We start from the raw sequence: 21,085 nt of genomic DNA, 5'->3' as shown, positions 1-21,085 counted from the left end.
CTTATAATGAACCATTCATTTGAATAACTTCAACTATGGACAATTTGGAGGTGGATAACATGGCGAACATGTAATGGATGCATTGGTAAAGTTTAAATTACCCTTATCAACATAATCACCAGTAACTACCATACTTCTTTTCCAAAAATCTATTTCTATATAACATTTCGTTCCTTTTTTAACCGTCCAGGTAAAAGGATACATTGGACTGCAGTCTTTGTTTTCATAGGCATTTCCACTGCCATCTACACCATTATGACAAATACCTGTATGATCATCCATAAATGTCATATAATATTTTTCGGGAGATGATGAACCAAAGCTCATTGTCCATTCACCTTCCATTGGAACAAACTCCGGACAAAGTGTTGGATGAATAGTAAATTCAACATCATTTAGCACCACATACTCATCAGAGGCTGCGATTTCAGCTTTCACTTTATATGGATCATGGTCCACGACTAACAAATTATTTTCTGTATTTCCTGTTTTATCAGTGATAGATGTGGCTGGGAAAGAAAAACCTTTTCCAATAGGGTCTGACCATTTAACCTCATATCCAACACCAAAAGTACCGTCATCAGACTTAATCATCACACTTAAAGGTTTCTTAAGAAAACCACCTATTTCGCCTGCCTGATTATCTGTTGATTCATCTTTAATCAAAGTCAGACGGGGTCTGTTCTTTAGGTATATAACAAAGGATATATTTTTATTTAACAATCCTCCTTTATAGAAGGTAACATCAACCTGTTTTATTCCGGAAGCCTCATCTTGTATTTTAGTGGGAAAGGTTTCAAGGCTGACATAGCCCAATTCATCTGAAGTAGTGATATATTCTTTTTTCAAAGATCCTGCTTCCTGCTTTATTACCACTGTCTGGTTACGAGCAGGCTTATTGTCAAAAGTCAGCAAAGCTGTTAACGGGAATTCAAGTGACTTGCCAAAAACAACAGTCTGACCATCTCCGGAAGGCTGAACAAATTCAAACCTATCCAATATTTTCCATGCCTTGTAAACATCGGGCGTTAAAAAATCGCGAAGGTCAGTATTTAATTTTTTTGCAAAAGCGCTCAACTTATCCAAGAAGCCATCATCAATTCCAGCTGCGCTTTTACCCTTTCCAAGAAGGTTTTCAATTTCAGGTCCAAGATCAGTACTGATATTTCCATTTTTAATTTCTTTATCCAAATCACTGAGCATTCCTAGTATCCCATATTGATGAGTACAATTCATAGCAGCAACTTGATACTCTTTGATATCTTTCACTAATTCATCATCTTCATTTGATGAGGAAAGTTTTTTAGAAGAAGGTTCTTTCTTTTTTAAATATTGAAATAGAATTTTTCTTTCCGAACTGTTATGTAAAATTTCATAACCAGTAGCCTGAACTAATGTATCATTCAATGGCTTCAATTCCAGATAAGTCTTCTCTTGACTCTCATCATCCTTTGATTCACTTATTGAAATAGCATTTTCAACTTTATCAAATTCAACTTTTGTCTTGGACTTATTGATAGGATCATAAAGGAAATATCCATCTATGGATTTAATGCCTCCATTTTCATCTGTTGATCCGAAGTAATAAAGGGTATCCTTTCCCGAGAAGACTTTCGCAATGGTCACATCCACAACAGAAGGCTTATAGTTACTTTGATATACAATCTCCCCGTATCCTTCTTCTTTGGTAGGATCGACATCATTTTCTTTCTTATTGGTACATTGCACCAGTAGAAAGATTAAAACAGGTAAAAAATAACCCGCTTTTAAAAAAAAGTGTTTCATGTCTTTTAACTTTATATTCAAATGATTACTTGCCCTCACAAGCATTATTTCTGTGCAAAAAGTGATACAAAATATAGTCTATCCTCTTTAATTCTAAATAGACTTAAAACTCTGATACGTAGAAAAAACAAATCCAGATACAGTAAAAAATATTGACTTAAAAATCAAGGCATTAAAATTATATTCAATTTATTGCAATAGGCTATATCGGAGGTTTTGATGAAATCAAATTTATCGGGTTAATAAAAATTATGAAGATAAATAGAGTAATAAAAAAACAATTCCCAATTTCTGCTTCCTGGTCTGCAGAGTCAACTCTGTAGAAGATTCTGTAAATCAGGAGCCGATCATTTTACCCATCCTACTATACTGAAAGCAGAGACAGAAATTGTTGTCCATTTATGGGAAATATTATTCCATACTTTTATTGACCTAGGGGCTCCATTTTCTACACATATAAATCCATCTGAGGCTATTGCTTTATAATAGTCAATCAACAACTTACCAATTTCTTTTCCTTGATATTTAATAATTGAACTTTTACCTAAATTGGATCGCTGCTTCTCTAGTCTTTGTATTTCAAAACCGGATCCTAAATACATATATTCTGTTTTATAATATTTATGATGCACTAAGTCTATAACAAAAATTTGATCTTCTGAATCAAGAACCAGATTACCATTATTATTTTGATAAATCGTAGAAGGATGTATTGTCTCTTTAATAGAATCAATTCTAACAATGGTTTCAATTGTATTTAATTTGATATTTATTTTTTTAATTTCAGCTGTTGTGAATTTTCCTTGTTGAGACAAGGGTTTGAGGTAATCAGGATAAATAAAGTTTTCATTATCTATCCAAAAAACAGGGGTTATGGGTGCAAATGAAGAAGATTCATCAAGCAAAGGATTCCCACAATACCTAACAACTTCTTTTTTTACATTAAGGGAATCGTAAATTAAAATTTTATTTCCGGAAGCATTTGTTACAACCTCAAGGCCATGCTTATGGTTAGGTGAAAGAATACCTTTTACTTTGCGATAGTTTGGATCTTTTATAACCCCATACGTCTTCTTTTTTAAATCACAAAGCAAGTATCCTGTTCCAGTCATGTCATTTCTTCTAAAGAAGATTAAACTATCTCCTCGCCCTTCAATAAAATCATCTTTGGATGAAGTTAAAACTGAATCAGAACTTAAATCTATAACATCACCACATCCTGTGATCACGTAATTATTTTTAAGAATAAAATTAGTGTCGCCCATACAATCATATCTGACATATCTTTTACCGTTTTTAAATGAAGGTGTTACTAGTATTGTATCCTTTGATGATAATTCTCCATTTAGAAAATTATATTTAACTAAACTCTCGTATAGTTCTCCTTGAATTTCTCCAAATTCAGCAATAAGTAAAGAATTAGTGGCTTGTTTATCATTGCTGTTTTCAAATAATGGTTTATCACTGCCAGAACAAGACAGGAGAATTATAACAAGAATGAAGAATAAAAACTGTTTCATAAAAATTGCTAAAATCCAATTTACAGCTTCGCAATTTCCATTGTATGTTTTGCAAATCCAATTTGCTGACTGCAAAATTTCATACGCCCACCGCCTTTTGAAGTTTGCCGTACCATAAATTCAGTTTTTTGCTCCGCAAATTGAATTATCCGAATAGCGAATCTTATTTGCCATTTAATAAATTGAATTAACTATACGGCAAACTGAATTAGCCAATCGGCAAGTTTAATTAACTATTCGGCACATTAAATTATATGTTCGTCAAATTGAATTTGCCGAACATATAATTCAATCGGAAGTTCGGCAAATTTAAATAATCATTCAGCAAATCCTGATTGCCATTCGCCCAATTCGTTTTACCGGTCGGCAAATACAATTAGGAATTCCTCTCTCCAAATTAACTGGATAAAGCTTGCCTTGCATGTTACAAAATATTAATATTGAAGCCATTAAATATTTTTCTTCTCAAACTTTTGACAGCTATGAAAAACAATAATAAATATCTTCCAAGAACAGATAATGAAAAGGCCATTTGGCTTAAAAATTTCACACTGAAACTAGCAGTCCACGGGGAAAAAGTTGGTATTCTTCCTGATGAAATTTTAGGTACTTCCAATGATGCGGCTTCTTTTATTTATTCAATTCAGATGGTAGAAAACCTTAAAAGTTCACTGGCTCAAAATGTAGCTTTCAAAAAGTTACTTGGAACCGGAGATGGAACGGATCCTTTGACATATCCTCAAGTTACTTCGGTAATCACCCGCCCTTCTATTGCTGTAAAGCCTGGTATATTTAAACGGCTTGCCAAACTGGTTCAAAGAATCAAGTTTCACCCCAACTACAATGAATCTATCGGCAAAGACCTCGGGATCATCGCTCCCAAAGCAACTAATAAAATAGGATTTAAACCTAAGCTAAACGGCGGACTTGATGCTGGACGTCCACTTATCAAATGGAAAAAGGGCCAAGCTGATTCTTTAGACATTTATGTAGACAGAAATGATGGCAATGGATTCATTTTCCTTGTAAATGACTATACTCCTGATTATATAGATACCAATCCTATTCCTGATGAAAAAGAAATGGCTATATGGGCTTATAAAGGTATATACAGAATCAAAGACGAGCAGGTTGGTGAGTTTTCTGAAATTATAAAGATTGCAGTGACACGGCAGGTAGCGGTGTGAGCTATAAACAAAAAGCCCCCGACATGTCGGGGGCTTTCGTTTCTTTAGGAATCTGAATATTTATAAAAACATCCTATCTCTTGATAATCTTGATTGCATCTACCCTATCATCAGAAATAATTTTCAGAATATATGCACCTGGCTTAATTGCTGATATATCATAGGTACTTTTCAAATCACCATTTTCACTGAGTAAAATATTTCCTTGCAAATCACACAAGGTTAAATTTCCCTTTTGGATTTTATTATCTTGAATATTTAAAACATTCTCTACAGGAATCGGAAAGACTATCAGGCCTCCTGCATTATCTTTATCATTAATTGCCTGGACCACCAGGTCACTTTCAAAGCTTACAATAAAGTTAGAATTGTGGTTACCTCCGTTAGAATCATATATTCTGATAAAATAGGGTTGATGTATTACCAGATTATCAGCTTGCCATATTTCCTCATCTCCTTCGCCATTATCATCAACGCAGGCAATAGTATTACCAGCACAATCGGAAACGATATTCAAAACAAGATCAGCACCATCTATAGGGGTTAATTTAACTGTGCCAGTGTTTGAAGCTGCTATGAATTTATACCAGACATCATTGGCCTCGCCTGTCCCATTACAAGGTCCTTTGGATTGAGTTGCATTTTCAAGAGAGCCTGTCATACTATTTACTGGCTCAGATACAGGAATATTTATTGCATATGCACAATCATCGTTTGAAATGGCAGTTGGTCCTGAAGTACGCGCAATTTTAAAATCTGCTGTTACTGATGCAACATCTTCAGTTGTAAAAACCCGGATAAAATAGTCCTGTCCTGCAGTCAGATTGTTTAATGATAGTGTTTCAACCTTATTTCTTCCCCCGGCATTCACGCATCCAATTTGTTGTCCGTTACAAGCATCAAAGGCTTGTAGAACACCATCAAAATAAGGAGTTGGGAAAAGGCTAAATGCCTCCTGATTAGAACCTGCAGTAAATTTATACCAGAGATCATCATCTGGAGAGCCGGAACAAGGAGCCTGGTAACCTGTCGTAGCTGTAGCACCATCTACCGATCCGGATAGTGTATCATTTCCAACAATTTCTATTGCTCCACTGCAATCATCATTTGAAGGAGCCGGAGGATCATAAACGCAAAGCTGGAAAGTTTCGCTTTTAGATAAAGGTTGATAGTAGTTAAATACTCTGAAATAATAAGTGTGTGCAGGATTTAAATTATGAAATGCCAGTTTAAGAGCCTGATTGTGTTTAACTGTGGTAGTACAACCGATAGCATTTCCTCCGCATCCATCGTATACTTCCATTACAGCTCTGTAGTTGTGTGAGGCGTGGGCGCTAAGAATTACATTTTGGCTCGTTGGCTGGAATGAATACCAAATGTCATCGTTATTTGCCGCTCCATTAGCACAGGTTGGAGTAATGCCAGAGCCAGTAGCTCCCTCCTGATTTTCTGTACTATTCATACAATGATCGCTTACTGTTACAGGCTTAGCTGTAGCACAATTATCATTGGCTGGAGGAATGGCAGTATAAACCTTTATTTGAAAGTCTGTTGTTGCAGGCATTCCAACACCTAAATCATATACTCTTACATAGTAAGTGTTCCCGGGCGTATAATAATTAAGTGGAAGTTTTTCCACTTTTCCTATTTTTCCCTCGCTGGCACAGTCCATTGGTGTCAGATTTGAACATCCTCCTGAAAATACCTGTACTACTGCGTTAAATTGTTCAGATCCCTGTGCTGCAATGACAAGGTATGGAGAGGTTGCCTGAAACTTATACCATACATCATCATTAGCACTTCCACCAGCCTGTCCGGCAGTAGCAACGCAACCTGACATAGATTGAGTGGCCCCCTGTACATTACCGCTTACAAAAGGTGCGTCAACTGTAAGATTAATTGCACCGGAGCAATCATCATTTGCAGGAGATTGGGCTTTACTATCAGGTAGAATAAGAAAAAATAAAACAGTAGAAATTATAATGGATAGATACTTGAAATCGTAAAATTTCTGCATGGCCTTTTCATTTAAGTATAAAGTACCTTAAATAACCGAAGTCCTAACACAATGTTTTTTTTGTATTAACTATAGATTTGACCTCTCAGCGGGCTCATATCTTTGCAGTCAGGCAAAAAAGTGATGTTTTGAACCGAAAATACATATAAAATTTGTCCATCAACCAGTTCTATTAGAAATGAAAAAGCCCGGAGGTATTAATTATCTCCGGGCTTTTTAAATTTTATTTATTTCTAATATTATTTACTGCAAGCCTGCTTAGGCTCTTCCTGTTTCTTTAAGATGGGCAAGATGAGAACCCAGCGCTGATGAGAATGATGGGAATTCATTATACGGCACATCCAGCTCAAAACAGACGCGCTTTACAATTTTATTCAATTCCGGATAATGTACATGGCTAATATTTGGGAAAAGATGATGCTCTACCTGAAAATTTAAACCACCTGTATACCATGTAACAAACCTATTGCGAGTTGCAAAGTTAGAGGTTGTTTTTAATTGGTGAACAGCCCATTCGTCTTCAACTTTTCCTTCTGTTGGAGGCTCTGAGAATTCAGTATTTTCTACTACATGCGCTAACTGGAAGACAACTGAAAGCACTAATCCCAAGACAAAATGAAATACAAAAAAACCAGTCAGAGTAATTAGCCAACCATTAAAAATAGCAGGAACAATCAAATAAGCTACTATATATCCCACTTTTGTAACCCAGAAAACAATGTGATCTGTTGTTTTAAAGTTGCTGATTTTCAAATTACCAATTTTGCCGCTAAAATATTTTTGATAATCTAGCAGGAATATCCAAAGCAGAGAAGAGAGTCCATAAATAAAAAAACTATACCAATGCTGAAATCTGTGAAAGAATGATTTTTTCTGTAATGTATTCAATCTGAAGACTGGCATCTGAGCTATATCCTGATCATACCCTTCAATGTTCGTATAAGTATGATGGATCATATTGTGTTTATTTTTCCATAACACAGCGTCCCCTCCCAGAAGGTTTATACTATATGCAGCAAGAGAATTCAGCCATTTCTTTTTTGAGAAGCTTCCATGTGCACCATCGTGCATCAGATTAAAACCAAGAGCGGCTGCTGCAAATCCCATTATTGCATAAAGGCAAAGAGCTACTCCAAATGAATTGGACCTTAAAAGTATAGTTAAATAGCAAATGAAAAAGATTGCTACAAATGAGAAGGCTTTAATGTATAATCCCGAATTGCCTGTCGTTTCCTTGCCTGTTTCATCAAAGTATCCCTTTGTTTGTTTTCTGAGCTCCAATAAAACCGGTCGCGAAATATTACTAAAACACAACTTTTCCTTGCTGACAGCTTTTGGAGTTTCTAATTTTACCATGAATATTTTTTTTAAAAAAGACCTTGAAAAAATTTACCCTCTCAGTCTTTGGATTACAAAATTACCACAATATAACCTTTGTATTTGGGAATTAGTGCATTTTAAACTCTGAGAAAGTCTGTTTCCCTTATTTTTTTTCTTAATCTTACAACCACAATAAAACGCGTACCGATTTTTTTTACAGATCAAACATTTTAGTAAGTATATGGGTATAAGGACTGTAAGTTAAAATTCTTGGCACCTTTACTATCTTCCATGGACCTGTTATAACCAGGATTACCAGGTTTTGTTTTTAAAATATTAGGATAATAATATTTGGAGAGTCCCCAAAGTTATCGGGAGAGATTGTATGGGAGGAAATCTGATTACTCTGAATTCAAAATATGTATTTTGTAGTTTAACACTCAATATTTCCTGGCGTCATTATATTTTTATCCAAGTTTTTATAAAGTTTCTTAATAGTTACCTATATCCATTAGGAATATATATTAAACTCTTCCATAACTTCATCATCTCTTCCTAAATTCAATCAATGAATGGTAAAGTCCACTTTAAAGCCCTTTGAAAATATTCCAAACTATTTTTTAAATCTTTCATCAGATATATAAATCCCACCAATTAGTCCATTAAGGTTTGTATGCAGTGGATATTTACATATCACTCCAATAAAATTTCTGGACTTTCTTCATACCTATTTTCTCTTTTCAATCTTAATACAAATTGAATTTTATCTTTATCCTCATATTTAAGTCCTTTATACTGCTATACTGCTTTTATTTTGACCTTAAACATTAATATCATTATTGCTAATTGAATTATGTTTTTTTATTAACTCTTCTGAGATTTGCTCGCTTCTTCTAGATCTGTTAATATCAGCATCTAATGATGTAGCAGACTTAGATACTGAATAAGTCCATTGACAACGAACTTATACACTGTGAAAGCAATTGACACTAATCATTGCTCAAATAATATAAGTCAATGGATAGTGGAAGAGTGCTGTCTTCCTCAATATTTCAAGCCTTTTAGTTTATTGAAATATTTTCAATTGCAAAAGATAGTTTATTAATTTTCAACTCAAATACTACAAAAAAGAAAGGGATATTTAAATTTGTAAAACATTCGACATATTCATGAATGTTATAGTAAAGGTTAAACCCAAAAAATAACAACAAAACATGGCAAATTGTAATTTTAGCATTGAATTTAATGAACCTATAGAAGGTTTGATAGAAAAAGCAAGGACGAGTATTACAGCAAAAGGGGGAAAATTTACAGGTGATACCTTGAGTGGGAATTACGCTATTCAAACAATATTAGGAGCAATAGAAGGCAACTATAAAGTAATTACAGGAGCTGTAGTTTTTGAAATAACAGAAAAGCCATTTTTTGTGCCATGCAGCAAAATAGAAGAAGAGTTAAGAAAATACTTAAACCCTTCGACACCAAGCATAGCATAAATTAAAATTGTTGTGCTTTTTTTTTAAAAAGAACATCTATCATTTATTATCTAAATAATTTATCTCCCTTAAATAGACGTAAAATGGAATTTTAAATGATAAACAACGAGAAAACATTCTCTTACAAAAAGAGCAGGTATTATAAATTTTAATAAGCCACGGGGCCTGATTATTAGGTCCCCCGTCTATAATATAAATGTTCCACAACCATAGAACAAGATAGCCAATAGCAAAAACTTACTCCCTCGCTTGTTCCTGATCTTTCAATGCATTTGGAAAAATTTTCCTAAACTTTCCAGGAAGTTCTGTTTGAAACCTCAATTCCTTTTTTGTTGTTGGATGGGTAAAAGCTAGCACCCATGCATGAAGCCCCAACCGCTTGATTGGGTTTTGGGTTGAACCATATTTTTTATCTCCTATAATAGGATGACCAATATCCTGCATATGAACTCTAATTTGATTCTTTTTACCTGTTTCCAGATTTACTTTAACCAAACTATAATTGTCTGTGCTAGTAACTGTCTCATAGTGGGTAATGGCCTTTTCTCCACCAGGAACAGAAACTCTGCTTGAATGAACTTTATATGCTTTGCTTTCTCTCAAATAGGAACTTATGGTATCCTTTTCTTTTTCAGGAATCCCATGAACAATGGCAAGATAAGTTCGTTCTGTTACATTAGTGTTCCAGGCCTCCTGCAGCAGTTCTTGAACATGCTGGCTTTTGGCATACATCATTACTCCTGAAGTATCACGATCAAGACGATGTACTACAAAAATACGGTTACTGTAATGCTGCGCCTTCAAGTATTTGCTTAACAAGCTATAAGCAGTATCATCCGTCCCATTTTCTGTAGCTATGGATAATAGCCCTTCTGCTTTATTGATCACTATAAGATCTTTGTCTTCATACATAATTTTTATACCTGGAAGATTGACTTCTGTTCTGTTATCTCCCTTGCCAATAGTTACTTCCTGTCCGACAGTTAAAGATGTATTAAACTGGCTTACCTGCTTTCCATCAACATAAACCTGTTTATGCGCTAACAAAGATTTGATATGCGTCCTGCTTTTATGAGGTAACATTTCAATCAGGAACTTCATCAGTTCGGTATTGGTCGTTACCTTAAATGCTAATGACTTAAATGGTTTTGTCTGAATACTTGTACTCTTTTTATTTTTCATAGCCATCATATTATACTGGCCTGTGAACTCAGGTTATTTATAACAAAAACTTATACCTTATAAAAATAAAGAAAGGTTGCTTTTATGGCAACCCTTCTTTATAAAGATTGATTGAAATAAATTATTTCACGAATCTGGCAGATTTAATGATATTACTTTTCGAATCTTTCATAACCAAAATATAAACTCCATTCCTCATGTCTGACACATTAATTCTGGAATTAAATTCATTCTTCATCACAGTCCTGCCATAAAAGTGCTTTTATAACACTGTTTAAAAAAATTCTCATAAATGATTAGATTAAAATATTAAAGTACAAATATAAGCTTATTGCGACACTATTGTAAACGCTTATAGCTTAAGCCCTTGGGCATCACCACAGAGACAATAGGCTATTAGATTGTATATTAAATATAAAACTAATTTATGAATAACTGCTGATTTTTTGTTACAATTCAAAAAAACATGTATCTTAGTTAATATACATATATATTTTTAATATGAATTTTTTTATCAAAGTTGTAATCTTATTCTTAGTGCTTAATACGAATTTAGCTAAAGCACGTCCAGTTTGGTCTCCAGCAGATTTTAATAAAGAAAAGAAAAATCTGGATAGTAACCACAGATCTATTCAATATGGTGGTGGAATTAACTTGATTCCCTTATCCATTTTTGGCGTAAATGCTTATTTTGAATATTTTCTAAAAAACTCAAATAGTCTCTGTTTTGCAGTCAGAGATAAACCTACATTGGATTTTCCAATCTTCGGTACATCTTACGAATATATAGCAGCCAATGAAGTAGCTTTTAACTTTGATTATAAAATAAGTTTAGGAAAAAATAACTACCGCTATTATATAGCTCCTGGAGTGTTTTACAAAAGAAGATGGTTTAAAGAAAAATGGATCGGTTATGCAAATGGTACTCAATACGAATCAGACCAATATTTAGAAAATATGAATTTAAATATCTACGGTTTAAGAGTAATCTTGGGAAAACGAGCAATTATGGGTTCTGCTTATTTTGATTTTTATACTGGTCCAGGTGTCACATATAATATTGGAGATTATGATTATTTAGACCATTATGGTGGTAGCAGCCAGTTTACATTTGATCCTAACTATTATTTTGAAAAATTTTCATTCTCTTATCACGTAGGCATACATATTGGATTTCTAAGTTATAGGAAATAAGATCAATATTTAACTCTGCTCGATGGCTTGTGTTTCAAAGGGCAAAAGCCATCCATCACAGAAATGCAGGGCCTGCTTTCATTTCTCACTATCATTGAAGATGCATTTATTTAAGCTATCTCCTCTCCCAATATCCATTTTTTTATAAGCTTTTCATTACTGCTGATGTTACACATCACAAACGTTCGGGAGGTTGCCAGGGCTTTTGATTCAGAGGCTTTTTCGCGCACAACAGTTCCAGGATCAAAATAACTGGAATGAATAAAATAAACTTCCTGACCTTCATAGTGCAGAAATCCAACATGGTTGTCGAGCCCTATGACATACAATCCATCCTTTATTTTCCCTCTAGTATTCTGAAGAAATTGCTGCGAATTCATTCCTCTATAAGTCAGAACAGAATCGCCACTACTTATTCTCTTTACAATCTCCAAAGAATATTGTTGAGCAAGCTTAAACCGGTTTAAATTAAATCCGCAATGTTTAAGCGGAGTAGACACAAAATATCCGCAAGCGATGATGCCCTCTCTGGGTTTATCAGTATAGCCATTAAAGTCCCATTTGGTGCCATACCAATAGTAAAAAATAGTATCCGTTAAACTTTTATGTAAATATTTTCCAGCCTCAGAAAGGACCTTCTTCTTTCCTGCTAAAGTAGCAGCTTCATATAGTGCTTTAAATTTCTTTCTTTGAGACTGAACATTTGTTTTTACAGTCTCATACCTCTTCATGTTAAGAGGAGAATTTTCATGACCAGAAAAGGAACATAAAAAAAACAGTATAGAGAAAATTACGAGTTTATTCATACGGTGGATTATAAGTATAATATCATAATACCAATATTGAAAAAAGATACAGACAGGAAAATAGGAACTTAGTGAAGAGGGAGTTTGATTTAGGGAAATAGGAAGTTGGCTTAGAGAAAAAGTTTATAAGCAGAGATAACACGTGGGCCAGCTTGGGGGATCAGGAAAGACCTCATACCACGAAAAATGTTACACAATTAAATTTATAAAATTCTTTTAAAAAACTCGGGAACGTTTTAAAAATTCTGCATCTATTGAGCAACAAGGCGCCTTGGTAATGTTTAACTTTACCAACTTATATATGAAAAAGACTCAATTATACCTGTTATTTTTACTTTTATTTTTTATAAATATAAAATCAATAGCTCAAACTCCCCTGTCAGGCTTTATACCAGGGGGCGATACCATCTTTCTTGAAAAGGGAGAAACTAAAACTTTGAGACCTGTTGTGTTCGGTGGTGTAAAACCGGCAAAGGGTTATACCTATAGCTGGTATAGCATTCCTTCTGATATTAACCTGAACAGAACTAATAGCTCTATTCTGGTGAAAAGTACCACCTCTACTTCAAAAGAATTTAATATCTTCTGTAAGATTACTGATGCAAATGGAACTAGCATAACACTCCAACAGCATATCCTCGAAACAGATATTGTCCCAATGCTTGTAAACACTAAGGAAGCAACTCTTCACGCATTTGCTACCATATCAAAGACTTTGGAAATTTTGGGGGACAATAGCCAAAGCCTTTCTGGATATACGGTTGAAATTTCAGGCTCTGCATCTTCTTTTGTTAAAGAGGTAAGCCATGCGGATAGAGTAACCTATTCACTTGAAGCACCTATGCCAGGAAAATACCAGCTAACATTTACATTAAAAGACCAGAATAGAAAATTTATTTCTTCCCTTACCCGTAATATTGAAGTTGCTCCTTCTTCTGCCCAAGGTATGGTTATATTGAATTCTGTTTATTCCTATAACGATTCTCAGTTTTATGAATTTGTATTGCCTGGGCAGGAACAGATAGACAGCGTTCAATGGAAAACAGATGAACCTAATTCTCCATTCTTTGGCACTGAATGGAAAACGGATACCGAAATATACACATGGTATAATGGCAATTACTATCAATCTGGTTCAACTTTCGGATTTACAGTTCCAGGATCCTATACTCGTCAATGTAGGATATTCCTACACGACGGAAGGATCATCCCTTTATCAGGAACATTCATTGTTAAAAATGAAGAAGGTATATCAATCGGATCCGTTCAAGGTTGTGTGGGTGATACTGTTATAGTCCCTGCAACATTTAAAAATCTTACAAACGAATATAATATTACTAATTATGCAACTGTCATTAGTTATGACAGCACAATGTTATTCCCTATCCAAGTTATCCCAGGCAAAAAAGTGGAAGCTTTTTCTGTACAAATACTGGATATGAATACGATGTACGCATCAGACAATGTCCTTAATCAAAACATTTATGAACCTGGGGATACATTATATTTCTTACATTTTAGAATACTTAAAAAAGGAAGATCTGCTATTGTGGCCAGTCATAATCGCAACAGACAGTTGACATATCCTGGAGAAATATACACCGAAGACGCCACCTTCACTGTAAACAATGTGCCCGGAATACCCATGTTGTATCAGCTTCGCCCAAATAATTCATCTGTCAACAGCAAGTATACATGGACCTATGGTACTGAAAACACCCTTACAAGTAATGAGATGAGCCCGGTCATCAGTCATAAAGGTCCGGGTTCTAATCAGGAAATATGTCTTCAAATTCGTGGAACAGAAGAATGTTTCTCTAAAGGTTGTTCAACAATAACTGTTTCCCCTGAAAGCCTCTATTCTATTTCTGGAATTCTTGAAAACGATTTAAGAAAAGGTATTGCTGGAGAAGTAATCGCTTATCTTATCAAAGATGGTAATTATTATCCTGCTGGAAGAGACACCGTAGATGCTAATGGTTCATTTAAAATAGAGAATCTTGCAAAAGGTAATTATGTTCTTTTGGGTATTCCTGCAACATCAATCTATAAAGCCGCTTATTATTTTGGTGAAGGTTTAAGAGCAAATGCGAATACTATTGCTGTAACAGGAAATGTAACAGGAATAAATTTTATGCTTGATAGCAGGTCAGTCACTCCTCCTGCTTCAGTTATAAGCGGATCTTTCCAAAGAGACAGCACAACCATTCAACATCAAACGTTATTTGAATCTTTCCATGGTACTCTCCCTTCCATTATTTTTCTCACCAATAATAGAGGTGAAATAGTAGACTGGACAAAAATGGGTCAGAATAATAATTATACTTTTTCTGACCCGGGAAATGAACAGCTATTAATAGCAAGCTTCGGTCGTGTCCCGGATGAATTAACACATAATTTTATCCTTACCTCGATTGCGCCCGCTGAAGAGATTCAATACAAGGTATACCCTAATCCATTTCATCAAGAGATAATCATTGATTGCCAATTTGATTTTGAGGCAGAACTATATAATTTCATTGGACAAAAAGTTGATGAATTCACACTCTCCAAAGGAAAAAATGAAATAAACCTTGAACATCTTGACTCCGGCATATACCTTCTCAACACCAATGGAAACAAGACTCTCAAGATTATTAAATATTAAAAATAAAACAACTTGACAGAGTTAGAAAAAATTATAAAAGGTTGTAAGCAAAAAGATATAAAATATCAAAAGATGCTTTTCAATCTTTACGCAGGCAAAATGAAATATGTTTGCCTGCGCTATCTTTCCAGCAACGAAGATGCGGAAGATGCTGTTCAGGAAGGTTTCATTAAAGTATTTTCAAGCATCGATACTTATGAAGCGCGCGGAGTATTTGACGGATGGATAAGAAAAATCTTTGTAAATATAGCACTCATGGCCCTACGAGAGAAAAAGAAAAAAAATGAAAATTCTCCGATGAGCACCATTCATGAAGACCTGTATGCAGATGAAGACCATCAGATGGAGGAAGAAATAGATCACACTGAAATTAATCCGGATAAAATTGATTTCAACGTTATCTTAAAAGCAGACTTTAGTCAAGAAGAACTATTGTCATGTGTTTCTTCTCTGGACGAAATCTTTAGAGTAATCTTTAACCTATATTTCATAGACAAATTTAAGCATGCTGAAATTGCCTCAATGTTGCAGATCGATGAAAACACATCGAGAACAAGATTATTAAGAGCCCGAAAAAAAATTCAGGCCGAATTATATAAAAGAAGTATTAAAAAAGTAAGTCAATAAATTTTCTAAAATGAAAGATTCAGAAGAAAAACAACTAACCCAGTTATTTGAAGTGCTCGGTCAGGCAGAAGCACCTGTTCAGACATCCTGGGAAGTGCTTTCTGGAAAGCTAATAAAAAGCTTCTGGAAATTTGGCTGGTCTCATTGGAATGTTTTTTATTTTAGCCTTTCAGCTATTATTACAGCTGTAATTATCTTATTTATTATCAACAATACATCTATGTCTTCACCTCAGGTAGTAAAAGAAGAAAAGGTAAATTCAACTTCAAGCCAATTCACTAATACAACAGATGTGAAGTATAGAAAGGACCAAAACAAAATATCAGTTAATTCCAGCAAACCTGCATTAATTCAAGGCAGCAATGATGATATTGAAAAACCATCACAAAAGGTTGACAATAGTAATTCGCTATATACAAATGTTGAGAAAAAAGATTCTGTAAGTAAGGTAACAGATACAACTATTACCTATATCAAACCTACAGAACAAAAGGTGGTGAAAGACCAAAAGATTGCAAAAGAACCATCAGCTAAAAAAATTATTATCTTTGCAGACGATACTGTTGTAACTGTAACAGATACTATTCGAACAACCAAAAAGTCTAAAAAAAATAAGAGATAGAAATGTTGCGATTCTTTTTTTTATTTTATTGTCTTATTCTTTCTTCATTTCTATATGGTCAAGGCGACAAACAAATACCTGTAGAGTACAAGGTGGATACTATATATAAACCATCTGAACTTGATCCTTCAGTGATGGATACCATCATTACGTATAGGAAAGTAAATGTGGTTCGAAAGGAATATTTTATAGCACCCTCTCCAATAAAACACTCTATAAATTATAGACTTGGAGCTAGTGCTGGATATGGTCTTGCATTGAGGAACGATGTACCCTCCGAAAAAATACATGAAGGAAAATCACAAATTTCCCCTGCCACTTTATTTAAGTTTCTAGTAGAAAGGGAGAACAACAAATGGCTTTGGGGGATTAATACAGGTATGCTTTATCTGAAACAAAAATATCGTTATACAGCATCAGACCAACAAGTACAAACTTATCAGATTACCAAAAAAGATACGGTTGATGTATATTTTATAGAAAATGAAACCACAGGAATTCCCGAAACAAAATACGTTATTAAAGAACGTACCATTGAGGAATCTGACACTTCTTATTTTTATACTCCAGGCAATTTCGTCAATAAAATTCTCTATCTGCAAGCTGGATTAAAATTGGGTTATGCTTTTAAATTTAAGAAGTGGTCAATAGCACCGATATTAGGCTATTCTATTGCTATTCCAGTAAAAGCAGATGGGGTAACAATTTCAAAAGAAGGTAAATTAAACATACTAAGTAAGAATCAGCTAAAGTCAATTACCGGTATTTTGATATTCGAAACCAGAGCATCTTACGAATTAAGTAAATGCTTAAATATATTTATATGTGGGAGCTTTACTCAGAACATTGCTTCTACTTACACCATTGGTAATAATATTAAAAGCAATCGAATAGGACTTGAAACAGGTGTTTTACTTGAGTTGGCAAGCAAATAAAAGCTTTAGAGGCGTGGACTAATTCTTCGGGAGATACAATATCGTCTTGCTGAGGTATAGGGTCGAAGGGCCCTATACCAGCGTAAATCAGCTCAGTTTATATCTGTTTTTGAAAATGAAATCCTAAAATTTTATAACCTTGATCAAAGTAAAATTTATGAGATCTATGATTACCCACATAGGTGTTCAATTCAATAGTTTCACAATCATTTTTTCTGGCCCAATCAGTAATATAATCTAAAAATATTTTCCCTATTCCTTTAGATCTATATGCTTCATCGATAACAACATTATCAATCTCTATTTGTGCCCCGGAATAATACCTTACGGTATACCAACAGCTGGTAACTCCGATCAGAACATCTTTATCAAAAATTCCAAAACACTTATAACTTTGTATTTTAAACATCTTAAACAATCTAGACTCCAATACATCATGAGGAATGTTAGGATTTAACATTACGACTAACCTCATTATATCAGTTTTATGCTCGATTGTTAGTTCTTTGATATTATAATTCGCTGTTTCCATTTTTTGTAAAAAAAATTTGAGTATTTCCTGTGGTGCCCGGTCTTCCTGTGGTGTCGGGTGTTCAACCCTATGCATTTTAGATGACGAGGAGTCGGACGACCTCATACATTTATTATTAATTCATTTAACTCTTTACTATCCAATCCTGAAAACATTCATTACTTCCGGTTGAATCTATTTGTGATCCTGACAACTAGGCCTAAGATTGTCATCAACAAGCCGGTTATCATAATTCTCTTCGCAATAATACTATGTCGATTATATTCAGCAACTAAATAATCGGGAGCGTCTTGATATGGAATTCCAGCAAAAAATATTTCATAGAAAAAACCAACTGCAATGACAACTATTCCTATCCAAATCAGGTATTTGTTTATTCTTACCATTAGCATATATAATTCATTTATTGGAATAATTTACTATGACTTGCATTCTAATACTCAAGTCATAGACTTGCACCAGCGCAGAATCTTTAAGCTCCTCCGTGGCCTCATCAAGACCACCTTATTGCTCTTCTTTCTTGCCTTGCCTTTCCTTATCAATAACATCACTATCAAATTCAACCCTATTAAAATAGCAAAATATGAAACCGTCCCACCATCATTTATTATATAAAATAAAGCTGCCAAGTGCAGAACTAGAAACAGCCATGTTTTTATAAAGGATAAATAGACCCAATTTGCTAATAAACAGTCCTGTTGATAAATACACAGACAAAACTATCCCAAGCAAACTCATTTGAGGTACTTTTTCCACTCTGGAAATTATGAATGATAAAATTGCGCCCAAAAATATAGTCAAGAAAAATTGACTAATTAAAATCATTCTGTTATTCATCACTGTTTCTATTGTTTTAATAATCCTAATCTGGTCGAATTTCAATTGAAATACCAATCGGAACTTCAAGATTTGAATCAGAACAATCTTGCTTAACCAAATAATTACGAGGATCAATATAAATTGGTAAATCCTTCCTTAATAACTTCAAATACATATAGTCCGTAACCTTCTTAGCCCTGATTATTCCAATATTAGGATATTGCTCGACTTCCTTCTTACAAGTCCATGATTGAACAAGATAAATGGAGTGCTCTTTGGGTTTCTTATTTAACCAACTAACAATACTATCCAGTGTGACTTTGCTTTCTTGAGTTATAATATCTGATCCATATTCAAATTTAACTATATCCCCTTTATACTTCTGGGATACAATTGGAGAAAAAGGAAATAAAAGGAGAAACCAAATTAACTTAATATTTGACATATCATTTCAACTGGGGCTTAATGTAAACTACTCAATATCATCAAAAGTATTCCGGCTAGTATAATTGGTACTGTACTGATAAACATTCCAAGTCCGATAGCTTTATTCCTGTGGTGTCGGGTCTTTCGACCCGACACATTTTATATTACCTCTTGACTAAAAATAAATTCTATAATCAGAAATTGTTAGCCCAGGTTGTTTATTGCAGTTATAAAACATAGCGCTTGAGTAAGAATATTCTTCGGGTGCTTTTACGAGACTCCATTTTTCCTGTAATGGATTGAGATGGATATAATCTAATTTGGTTTCCAAAAGATTTTTATTAGCAAGATATACGTCATCAAACCTATCTTTCCATATTTGAAATACTCCGGCTGGCGCGCGTTTTCAAAACGCGTGCCCCACTGCACTGTCTTCTACAACAACCCTCATTACTCATATTATTTAAAAAAATAGCCAGCTCCTCCAATAACTGGCTACTTCTATATCTTTTCTCAAACACTCGCATTACAAATGCGAATGCGCTTTATACAACATGCATCTAAACAGTTCCTCTATCACAGATTTCACGCGATACAATCACGCGATAGCCCACGAGGAGGACAAATGCGAGACAGCTGAGTCGGATGACCTCATACATTTATTATTAATTCATTTAACTACTTACTCCCCAATCCTCTCCTCACATTTTGTCTTCACCATATCTCGCAACACTTCTACTCTTTCACTCAAATATTCCAGGTCTTCTTTGCTTATTGAAAAGGTCTTTTTATATCTGGCATCTATGTAGGCTTTCTTCAACAGCTTGAATCTCTCATCTTGCTCTCGTGAATGACGGGGAAATACTTTCTTAAAGTCAGCATTTATAGCTTCGACCTGACTTCCAAGTTCCTCTATGTCGTGAATCTTTTCTTTGTATCCTGTGAAGACTAATAACAAAGCTGTATAATATCTTTCTGTTGCCTGATGAAGCTGAAATGCAGCTATTTTATATTTCTCTTTTTCAAAATTGAATCTAAATGTCTCCAAAAAATCATTGGCACTTTCAAACCACAAATCATATTCTTCCTTAGCTCTTGCCTTTACTTTTTCCGGATCAATAAACTCGGGAACGGCTATGGGATAATCAACATTTCTTCCATTGTCATATAGAATGACACCCTCTTTCACAACATCTGTAAAAAAATAGCTTCCATGGGCAAGTTCACTTTTGAGATATCCCCAACTATGCTGGATAAGATTTACTGGTGCAGTAGTATGTAACTGAGCAACGTATTTTTCAAGCTCTCTCCACTTATTGGATAAGACAGTATCGAGCTTGGTTTCTGTAACTACGAGAATATCATAATCGCTCTTATATCCATAAAGAATACCGGCTTCCGTATATTCATCCTCCACCCAGTTACCACGGGCATATGAACCAAACAGCAAAATATAATCAGGCTGCATTTGCTCTGCAATATGATCAGTGATGAGCTTTAACTCTTCTCTTTTGTGTTCCGGCAGGTGTTCTAGGCTGGTTTTCAAAATACTGAATTTATTAAATGAACATGAAATTATTAAAAAAAACTTTGGGAGCAATAAGGAATGGGTTAAAAATGGATGGATGGATTTCCTGTGGTGTCGGGTCTTTCGACCCGACACATTCTAAATTACCGAACGATTAGAAATAATTCCCTGGCTGGCGCGCGTTTTCAAAACGCGTGCCCCACTCCACTGTCTTCTATAACAACCCTCATTACTCATATTATTTAAAAAAATAGCCAGATCCTCCAATAACTGGCTACTTCTATATCTTTTCTCAAACACTCGCATTACAAATGCGAATGCGCTTTATACAACATGCATCTAAACAATCTAAACAGTTCCTCTATCACAGATTTCACGCGATACAATCCATAGCCGTCAGGTTAAGGATGCAAGTTATTGAATTAGAGGAAGAAATCCGAAC

The 21,085-nt window shown here is 34.5% G+C and carries 16 protein-coding genes; 7 read left to right on the top strand and 9 right to left on the bottom strand.

All coding sequences use genetic code 11. The annotated features are described in order from the left end of the window. Positions 1 to 33: 33 nt before the first annotated feature. Together J7604_RS19705 and J7604_RS19700 are read right to left on the bottom strand one after the other, a co-directional pair. On the bottom strand, positions 34 to 1,785 hold the full coding sequence (locus J7604_RS19705; protein ID WP_293899574.1) for a hypothetical protein: 1,752 nt from the start codon (positions 1,783 to 1,785) through the stop codon (positions 34 to 36). Between the two features lie 347 nt (positions 1,786 to 2,132). Further along, entirely contained in the window at positions 2,133 to 3,305 is a 1,173-nt protein-coding gene (locus J7604_RS19700) for a hypothetical protein (protein ID WP_293899571.1), read from the bottom strand. Between the two features lie 482 nt (positions 3,306 to 3,787). On the opposite strand from J7604_RS19700, the gene J7604_RS19695 reads away from it, so the two are divergent. Continuing rightward, on the top strand, positions 3,788 to 4,492 hold the full coding sequence (locus J7604_RS19695; RefSeq protein ID WP_293899568.1) for a hypothetical protein: 705 nt from the start codon (positions 3,788 to 3,790) through the stop codon (positions 4,490 to 4,492). A gap of 73 nt (positions 4,493 to 4,565) precedes the next feature. Here J7604_RS19695 and J7604_RS19690 read toward each other — a convergent pair whose 3' ends face one another. Then, complete coding sequence (locus J7604_RS19690; RefSeq protein WP_293899565.1) at positions 4,566 to 6,509, bottom strand: T9SS type A sorting domain-containing protein; 1,944 nt, start codon at positions 6,507 to 6,509, stop codon at positions 4,566 to 4,568. Between the two features lie 258 nt (positions 6,510 to 6,767). After that, positions 6,768 to 7,865, bottom strand: coding sequence for an acyl-CoA desaturase (locus J7604_RS19685; protein WP_293899562.1), 1,098 nt, complete (start codon positions 7,863 to 7,865; stop codon positions 6,768 to 6,770). A 1,178-nt stretch (positions 7,866 to 9,043) separates the two neighbouring features. On the opposite strand from J7604_RS19685, the gene J7604_RS19680 reads away from it, so the two are divergent. Continuing rightward, positions 9,044 to 9,325, top strand: coding sequence for a hypothetical protein (locus tag J7604_RS19680; protein WP_293899559.1), 282 nt, complete (start codon positions 9,044 to 9,046; stop codon positions 9,323 to 9,325). A gap of 237 nt (positions 9,326 to 9,562) precedes the next feature. Here J7604_RS19680 and J7604_RS19675 read toward each other — a convergent pair whose 3' ends face one another. After that, positions 9,563 to 10,507 (bottom strand): RluA family pseudouridine synthase, encoded by a 945-nt coding sequence (locus J7604_RS19675; protein WP_293899557.1) that lies wholly within the window; start codon positions 10,505 to 10,507, stop codon positions 9,563 to 9,565. Between the two features lie 501 nt (positions 10,508 to 11,008). Between J7604_RS19675 and J7604_RS19670 the strand changes: the two genes are divergently transcribed. Further along, the gene (locus tag J7604_RS19670; protein WP_293899554.1) at positions 11,009 to 11,701 is read left to right on the top strand and encodes a hypothetical protein; all 693 of its coding nucleotides are present in this window, start codon (positions 11,009 to 11,011) and stop codon (positions 11,699 to 11,701) included. A gap of 110 nt (positions 11,702 to 11,811) precedes the next feature. On the opposite strand, the gene J7604_RS19665 is transcribed toward J7604_RS19670, so the two are convergent. Continuing rightward, positions 11,812 to 12,432, bottom strand: coding sequence for a hypothetical protein (locus J7604_RS19665; protein WP_293899551.1), 621 nt, complete (start codon positions 12,430 to 12,432; stop codon positions 11,812 to 11,814). Positions 12,433 to 12,808: 376 nt separating this feature from the next. Here J7604_RS19665 and J7604_RS19660 point away from each other — a divergent pair, with 376 nt between their 5' ends. Genes J7604_RS19660 through J7604_RS19645 form a run of 4 tightly spaced genes read left to right on the top strand, consistent with a single transcriptional unit; the run spans position 12,809 to position 17,338 of the window. Next, positions 12,809 to 15,154: a T9SS type A sorting domain-containing protein gene (locus J7604_RS19660; protein WP_293899548.1), complete on the top strand. Its 2,346-nt coding sequence runs from the start codon at positions 12,809 to 12,811 to the stop codon at positions 15,152 to 15,154. Between the two features lie 12 nt (positions 15,155 to 15,166). Next, a complete protein-coding gene (locus tag J7604_RS19655) occupies positions 15,167 to 15,781 on the top strand; it encodes a sigma-70 family RNA polymerase sigma factor (protein WP_293899545.1) in 615 nt (204 codons plus the stop codon). Positions 15,782 to 15,791: 10 nt separating this feature from the next. Beyond that, entirely contained in the window at positions 15,792 to 16,403 is a 612-nt protein-coding gene (locus tag J7604_RS19650) for a hypothetical protein (protein WP_293899542.1), read from the top strand. A 2-nt stretch (positions 16,404 to 16,405) separates the two neighbouring features. Beyond that, positions 16,406 to 17,338: a hypothetical protein gene (locus J7604_RS19645; protein WP_293899539.1), complete on the top strand. Its 933-nt coding sequence runs from the start codon at positions 16,406 to 16,408 to the stop codon at positions 17,336 to 17,338. A gap of 97 nt (positions 17,339 to 17,435) precedes the next feature. Here the strand turns inward: J7604_RS19645 and J7604_RS19640 are convergent, their stop codons facing one another. The 3 genes from J7604_RS19640 to J7604_RS19630 all read right to left on the bottom strand — a co-directional run bounded on the left by J7604_RS19640 (position 17,436) and on the right by J7604_RS19630 (position 20,661). After that, positions 17,436 to 17,975: a GNAT family N-acetyltransferase gene (locus J7604_RS19640; protein ID WP_293899536.1), complete on the bottom strand. Its 540-nt coding sequence runs from the start codon at positions 17,973 to 17,975 to the stop codon at positions 17,436 to 17,438. A gap of 757 nt (positions 17,976 to 18,732) precedes the next feature. Further along, positions 18,733 to 19,134, bottom strand: coding sequence for a hypothetical protein (locus tag J7604_RS19635; protein WP_293899533.1), 402 nt, complete (start codon positions 19,132 to 19,134; stop codon positions 18,733 to 18,735). Between the two features lie 663 nt (positions 19,135 to 19,797). Further along, complete coding sequence (locus J7604_RS19630) at positions 19,798 to 20,661, bottom strand: HEPN domain-containing protein (RefSeq protein ID WP_293899530.1); 864 nt, start codon at positions 20,659 to 20,661, stop codon at positions 19,798 to 19,800. Positions 20,662 to 21,085 lie beyond the last annotated feature (424 nt).

It is taken from the genome of Sporocytophaga sp. (assembly GCF_017745095.1).
Classification (GTDB): Bacteria; Bacteroidota; Bacteroidia; order Cytophagales; family Cytophagaceae; genus Sporocytophaga.
The sequence above is the reverse complement of the archived record's forward strand: the minus strand, read 5'-3'. Positions and strand labels throughout refer to the sequence as shown.

Coding starts and splice junctions, on each gene's coding strand:
- J7604_RS19705 (WP_293899574.1), bottom strand. CDS start 1,785: ATGAAACACTTTTTTTTAAAAGCGGGTTATTTTTTACCTGTTTTAATC.
- J7604_RS19700 (WP_293899571.1), bottom strand. CDS start 3,305: ATGAAACAGTTTTTATTCTTCATTCTTGTTATAATTCTCCTGTCTTGT.
- J7604_RS19695 (WP_293899568.1), top strand. CDS start 3,788: ATGAAAAACAATAATAAATATCTTCCAAGAACAGATAATGAAAAGGCC.
- J7604_RS19690 (WP_293899565.1), bottom strand. CDS start 6,509: ATGCAGAAATTTTACGATTTCAAGTATCTATCCATTATAATTTCTACT.
- J7604_RS19685 (WP_293899562.1), bottom strand. CDS start 7,865: ATGGTAAAATTAGAAACTCCAAAAGCTGTCAGCAAGGAAAAGTTGTGT.
- J7604_RS19680 (WP_293899559.1), top strand. CDS start 9,044: ATGGCAAATTGTAATTTTAGCATTGAATTTAATGAACCTATAGAAGGT.
- J7604_RS19675 (WP_293899557.1), bottom strand. CDS start 10,507: ATGAAAAATAAAAAGAGTACAAGTATTCAGACAAAACCATTTAAGTCA.
- J7604_RS19670 (WP_293899554.1), top strand. CDS start 11,009: ATGAATTTTTTTATCAAAGTTGTAATCTTATTCTTAGTGCTTAATACG.
- J7604_RS19665 (WP_293899551.1), bottom strand. CDS start 12,432: ATGAAGAGGTATGAGACTGTAAAAACAAATGTTCAGTCTCAAAGAAAG.
- J7604_RS19660 (WP_293899548.1), top strand. CDS start 12,809: ATGAAAAAGACTCAATTATACCTGTTATTTTTACTTTTATTTTTTATA.
- J7604_RS19650 (WP_293899542.1), top strand. CDS start 15,792: ATGAAAGATTCAGAAGAAAAACAACTAACCCAGTTATTTGAAGTGCTC.
- J7604_RS19645 (WP_293899539.1), top strand. CDS start 16,406: ATGTTGCGATTCTTTTTTTTATTTTATTGTCTTATTCTTTCTTCATTT.
- J7604_RS19640 (WP_293899536.1), bottom strand. CDS start 17,975: ATGAGGTCGTCCGACTCCTCGTCATCTAAAATGCATAGGGTTGAACAC.
- J7604_RS19635 (WP_293899533.1), bottom strand. CDS start 19,134: ATGTCAAATATTAAGTTAATTTGGTTTCTCCTTTTATTTCCTTTTTCT.